This is a genomic window from Achromobacter sp. Marseille-Q4962 (assembly GCF_943737005.1).
Lineage (GTDB): Bacteria > Pseudomonadota > Gammaproteobacteria > Burkholderiales > Burkholderiaceae_B > Achromobacter.
Map to the genome: position 1 here is coordinate 1 of NZ_CALSFU010000059.1, position 5,468 is coordinate 5,468.

A 5,468-nucleotide genomic window follows, 5' to 3' on the forward strand; every position below is an offset into this window, starting at 1 on the left:
GCCATTACCTTGATCTCCACTGCTTGCTCCTGAGTCAACATTGTCGGTGGCCAAAAAGCCACCATCATTGCCCAGGTGGGTCAGATTTACTCCGACGGGGTGGGTCAGTATTACACCGGCGCTAACACCAAATGACGATTGAAGGATTACACTGCCAAAAAGGCATCTGATCCCGACAAGCGCCTTGTCTTTCAGCTTCAAGTCATTCTTTCAGTGAACTAACGAATCTTTCCATGTCCAACACTGCCTCTTCTTCCGCTCCTTTTCTTACGATTCAGTCTTCGACGGCACGGACGGTCGCCGAACGCGATGCCATTCTGGCCGACCCCGGGTTCGGAAAGTATTTCACCGATCACATGGTATCGATCGACTGGACGCGTGAACAGGGATGGCACGACGCGCAGGTGCGCCCGTACGGCCCGCTGCAACTGGATCCAGCAGCATCGGTGCTGCATTATGCACAGGAAATTTTCGAGGGACTGAAGGTCTATCGCCATGCCGACGGTTCCGTCTGGACATTCCGCCCGCAGGCCAACGCCGAGCGCATGCAGCGTTCCGCACACCGTCTGGCATTGCCCGAACTGCCCACCGACCTGTTCATCGAATCGCTCAAGCAGCTGCTGGCCGTCGACGCCCCCTGGGTGCCGTCCGCACCGGAAACCAGCCTGTATCTGCGCCCGTTCATGATCGCCAACGAAAGCTTTCTGGGCGTTCGCGCTGCTCAGCGTGCCGCCTACTACGTCATCGCCAGCCCGGCAGGTTCGTATTTCTCCGGTGGGGTCAAGCCCGTGTCGATCTGGCTGTCCACGGATTATGCCCGCGCCGCCAAGGGTGGCACGGGCGCTGCAAAATGCGGAGGCAACTATGCCGCCTCGCTGCTGCCCCAGCAGGAAGCCTACGAAAACGGTTGTGCACAGGTGCTGTTCCTGGACCCGCTCGAAGGCAAGTACCTGGAAGAGCTGGGGGGCATGAATGTGTTCCTGGTGATGAAAGACGGCACGCTGGTCACGCCGGAACTGTCCGGCAGCATTCTGGAAGGCGTCACACGCGCCAGCATCATTCAGCTGGCACGCGACCGTGGCCATCAAGTACAGGAACGCAAGGTATCCATCCAGGAATGGCTGGATGGCTTTGCATCAGGTGATGTGGCAGAAGCCTTCGCCTGCGGCACGGCGGCGGTCGTCACCCCGATCTCGGTGCTCAAGGGACGTGGCGTCAGCGCTGGCGATGAAAACGCACCTGCCGGCAAACTGACGATGGCCCTGCGCGAAGAACTGACCAACATTCAATACGGACGTTCACCCGACCGTCACGGCTGGATGATGCGCCTGGCGTAAATGGCAAACGGGATGCCCGAAGGCATCCCGTTCAACACTTTGATAATCCCCCTGTTCGTAAACAGCGGGGATTATTTTTTGCCTGTGACAACGCAGGATCAGTGCGCCGCCGCAGCCTGCAAGTCTGCACGGCTCTTGGCAAATGCGATGGCAATACCGCCGCATAGCCCGCACAACCCCAGCACCAGCAGCGATACCGTGTAATCACTCGAATTCGCGCGGATATAGCCGACCAGCAGAGGGCCGAGGAACTGCCCGATCAGGTTACCCACCCCACTGACGAAAGCAACAGCAGGCATGGACTTGCGAGTCGGCAGAATCTCCGTCAACCGCGTAAAAATGAGCGGCATCAACATTTTCAGCGTGAAGCCCATCGCCAGGAACAGCACGATCTGCAGATAGTAGAGGGACACGGGCACAAACGCCGCAGCAATGACCAGCAACCCGCTGATCATGGTCGGAATCGCAGCATGCCAGCGTCGCTCCATGCCATGCTTGTCCGAACGTCGGCTGATGAACCAGATACCAAACATCGTCATGACAAACGGTGCGCCCGCCACAAAGCCGATCGTCGTTTCACTCAGCACGCCATAGGACTTCATGATGCTAGGCAACCACAGTGTGATGCCATACAGCAGAATCATATTCAGCCCAAAGCCGAGAGTCAGCCACCATACGGCAGGCTCACTGAAAATCGTCCACCACGGATCTGATTCCGGTTGTTTGAAACTTTCCTGCTCTGCGTCCAGTTCCTTCTTGATCACCGTACGGTCTTCGGCGCTCAGCCACTTGGCAGACTCGAAGTTTTTGGGAACCGCCTTGAACCAGGCCAGGCAGAACAGCCATGCCGGCAGACCTTCAACGATCAACATGATGCGCCAGTCATGATGGGCAATCAACGCACCCGAAATGGGGCCCGCCAGAAAGCCACCCAAAGGAGCGCCCAGATTCCAGATACCGAAGGCCCGGCCACGCTCTGCCTTGACGAACCATTGCGCCAACAGCATCGATGTTGCAGCATAGATCGGCCCCTCTGCTGCACCCAACAGAATACGAACGGTCAGTACCTGCCAGAAGTCGTTGGCCAACGCCGTCAACATCGCTGCGCCGCCAAACAGAAAGAGGCAGATCGCAATCAATCGCCGGGAACCGAACTTCAGCGCCAGCCATCCGGCCAGCAATTGCGTGAATGCATAACCCCATGCAAACCCGCCGCCAATCCATCCGGCCTGCACCGACGTCATATTGAGTTCTTTCGTCATGTGCGGTAGCGCCATGCCGATATTGACTCGATCAAAGTACGCCAGCATGTACACCATGAATACCATGGGCAACACGACTAGCCAACGATTGCGGCCAACAGCCTGTTCGCCGCTTATCAACTTATCCACTTAAGGTCTCCTGAATTCGGATGCAATATGAATTTGTTTTGGTGGCAGTGCTCTGTTGCGATCTAAGTCGCTTTTAGAGTGTTTCTTTGACGTAGGAACTTTTTTCCATTTCGACGATTTCGACGCTCAGTTGCATCGTTACGCCTTCAGGACGCCGACAGGCTTGTCGCAATACATCCGCAATGCGCTGCGTCAATTCGCTTCGCACTTCGGGGGATCGCCCTGGCAGCAGTCGCAGCTGTCCGTAAACAAAACCACGAGGCAGATCCTGTGTGCCGACACGCGTGGCACGGCACTCGATCATTCGTGTCTTGAGATCAGATTCTTTCGTGATGGCGCCGGTTGCAATAACCGCTTCATTAAGCTGGCCAAGGACAGAAGCTTCATCTTCAGGATGAAAAGCGCCCGTCGAATATTCGATAGTGAGATGAGGCATGAAAATTCTCCCGCGCGATGTCTGCCATCGCGCGGCATGTCAAATGACTTATTGATCGAGAGGCGCACCGTCGACGGTGTAACGCATGGACGACGGACGATAAAGCGGCGCACGCATGTTTTCAACATCGTCGACCAGCTCAACACCGATACCAGGCGCATCAGGTACCGTGATGAAGCCGGATTCAGGTACCGGATAGCTCTTCACCAGATCTGCACCCAGCAGTTTCTGACCGGACTTCAGCACCAGGTTTTCGAAACCGGTGGGGTATTCCTGAATCGCGAAGTTGGGAATGGAAGTCGCAACCTGCATGCAGGCAGCCAGGCTGATAGGCGACAGCGGATTATGCGGCGCGACGTCAACGTTCTGGGCTTCAGCCAGCGCAGCGATCTTCTTGGCACCCGTGATCCCGCCGCAAACGCACACCGATGCACGCGCATAACGAACAGCACCGCCGGACAGCTGCTGGTGGAACTCAGCCGGGCCATTGAAGCGCTCACCGGTTGCGATGGGCACGCGGATGGCGTTTCCAACAGCGGTCATTTGCGTATAGAACTCGGGGCGCAACGGATCTTCCAGCCACATGGGCGCCAGGGGTTCCAGCACCTGACCGATGGCAATGGCTTCGGCCGGATTCAGGCGGCGATGCATTTCAATCAACAGATCGACATCAGGACCAACGGCCTCGCGGAATGCCATCACCCGTTCTTGCGCGTCACGCACCTTGCCGACATGGCTGCGGAAGTACGATTGACCTTCCGGCTCATCCAGGAACGGATTGATGTGCCCCACTGCGGTGAAGCCTTCGTCACGCAGACGGCGGCACTCTGCCAACACTTCATCCAGCGTTTCTGCGTACACGTGACCGTACACACGCAGCTTGTTGCGATAGGAACCACCCAGCAATTGCCACACGGGCACCTGCAGACGCTTGCCCAGCAAGTCCCACAGCGCGATATCGATGGCCGAGACAGCAGCACTGATTGCCGTGCCACGGAAATGCGAGAAGCGTTGCATCACGTTCCAGTGATGTTCGATCTGGTTTGCATCCTTGCCCACCAGATACTTGCCGAACTTTTCCAGTGCGGCTTTCGCGGCTTCGATGTGGCCCCAGGAGCCCGCTTCACCGTACCCGGTCAAGCCCGCTTCCGTGCGGATTCGCGCATAGAGGAACTGACCGACGTGCAGCGCCTCGACTGAAGAGATTCGATGAATGGCCGTGCTCAAAATAAGTTCTCCATAGTGGGTGCCGTCATGGCATTTTTCCGAACTATAGAGATGGAAATTGCGCAAGGGAATCAAATTCTGTATAGAATAATCTATATTCTATATAGAATTAAAATCATGAAAGATATCGACCTGCGTCCCGTCTTCGTACGACTCGCCAGTCACATTCGGGATCGAATCATCCACGGTGAATGGCTCCCCGGACAATTGCTTCCCGGCGAAGAATCACTGGCACGAGAATTCAAGGTCAGTGTCGGAACCGTGCGCAAGGCGTTTGATGCCCTCAGTGCACAAGGGCTGGTCACACGTCATCGGGGACGCGGCACCTTCGTGTCCCGCGCAACCGATGAACGCGCATTCACCAGTTTCTTCCGACTGGTCAGCCGCACGGATGGCAATCGAAGATTGCCCGCCGACAAGATCCTGCTGAGAGAACGTGCCAGCGCCGACGACGCAGAGAAAAGCGCACTGGACTTGAAGCCTGGTGACTTTGTTTATCGATTGCGTCGTTTACGGGAATTCGAGGGGAAGCCACTGGTGCTGGAAACCGTCTCTTTTCCATTCGATCTGGTTGGCGGCAACGAATGGGGAGATGACAAGGCGGCAGCTCACCTGGTCTATTCGTTTCTGGAACACCAGTGCGGCGTGTCAATCAGTCGGGTCGAAGACAAACTTCAGGCAGCCATACTGCCACCAGATCTGGCAGGGGACTCCGGGTTGCCTGCAGGGCACCCCGTGCTGCTTTGCCTGCGTACGGCCTTTGACCTTCGGGGTATGCCGGTGGAATTCCGTCGTTCGTGGTTATTCACTGATGACCACGACTACCTGAGCGAATTGCGCTGGGCCGGGTTTACCGAGAGCGACTGACGCTCGCAGAAACCTCGCCCAGGGCGCAGTACCGTCTACATGATTTAACGACCGTAGAAGGACTGCGTAGCCGATCAATTTTCCCTGGTCAAGAAAGCGGGCCATACCCACCAAGTGGCCAAGACGGGCGCGGTCACCCTGATCCAGCGTTTTGGATCGGCGCTCAATCTGAATGTTCACTTCCACATGCTGTTTCTCGACGGTGTGTAT

The 5,468-nt window shown here is 56.7% G+C and carries 6 protein-coding genes and 1 pseudogene; 3 read left to right on the forward strand and 4 right to left on the reverse strand.

All coding sequences use genetic code 11. The features are described from left to right. Positions 1 to 201, reverse strand: a 201-nt coding sequence (locus tag NGJ44_RS22915) for a hypothetical protein (RefSeq protein ID WP_251866016.1), incomplete at its 3' end; no start/stop codon positions are given. 32 nt (positions 202 to 233) lie between these two features. On the opposite strand from NGJ44_RS22915, the gene NGJ44_RS22920 reads away from it, so the two are divergent. Further along, positions 234 to 1,337, forward strand: coding sequence for a branched-chain amino acid aminotransferase (locus tag NGJ44_RS22920; RefSeq protein WP_251866017.1), 1,104 nt, complete (start codon positions 234 to 236; stop codon positions 1,335 to 1,337). 98 nt (positions 1,338 to 1,435) lie between these two features. Here the strand turns inward: NGJ44_RS22920 and NGJ44_RS22925 are convergent, their stop codons facing one another. The 3 genes from NGJ44_RS22925 to NGJ44_RS22935 all read right to left on the reverse strand — a co-directional run bounded on the left by NGJ44_RS22925 (position 1,436) and on the right by NGJ44_RS22935 (position 4,391). Next, positions 1,436 to 2,728 (reverse strand): MFS transporter, encoded by a 1,293-nt coding sequence (locus NGJ44_RS22925; RefSeq protein ID WP_251866018.1) that lies wholly within the window; start codon positions 2,726 to 2,728, stop codon positions 1,436 to 1,438. A gap of 73 nt (positions 2,729 to 2,801) precedes the next feature. After that, positions 2,802 to 3,164: a 5-carboxymethyl-2-hydroxymuconate Delta-isomerase gene (locus NGJ44_RS22930; RefSeq protein ID WP_251866020.1), complete on the reverse strand. Its 363-nt coding sequence runs from the start codon at positions 3,162 to 3,164 to the stop codon at positions 2,802 to 2,804. Between the two features lie 48 nt (positions 3,165 to 3,212). Beyond that, positions 3,213 to 4,391: a mandelate racemase/muconate lactonizing enzyme family protein gene (locus NGJ44_RS22935; RefSeq protein ID WP_251866022.1), complete on the reverse strand. Its 1,179-nt coding sequence runs from the start codon at positions 4,389 to 4,391 to the stop codon at positions 3,213 to 3,215. 117 nt (positions 4,392 to 4,508) lie between these two features. On the opposite strand from NGJ44_RS22935, the gene NGJ44_RS22940 reads away from it, so the two are divergent. Next, the gene (locus tag NGJ44_RS22940; protein ID WP_251866023.1) at positions 4,509 to 5,258 is read left to right on the forward strand and encodes a GntR family transcriptional regulator; all 750 of its coding nucleotides are present in this window, start codon (positions 4,509 to 4,511) and stop codon (positions 5,256 to 5,258) included. A gap of 117 nt (positions 5,259 to 5,375) precedes the next feature. After that, positions 5,376 to 5,468, forward strand: a pseudogene (locus NGJ44_RS22945) (transposase); the annotation flags it as partial.

What these genes read in the sequence shown, in the direction of transcription:
- NGJ44_RS22920 (WP_251866017.1), top strand. Translation starts at nt 234, where the DNA reads ATGTCCAACACTGCCTCTTCTTCCGCTCCTTTTCTTACGATTCAGTCT.
- NGJ44_RS22930 (WP_251866020.1), bottom strand. Translation starts at nt 3,164, where the DNA reads ATGCCTCATCTCACTATCGAATATTCGACGGGCGCTTTTCATCCTGAA.
- NGJ44_RS22940 (WP_251866023.1), top strand. Translation starts at nt 4,509, where the DNA reads ATGAAAGATATCGACCTGCGTCCCGTCTTCGTACGACTCGCCAGTCAC.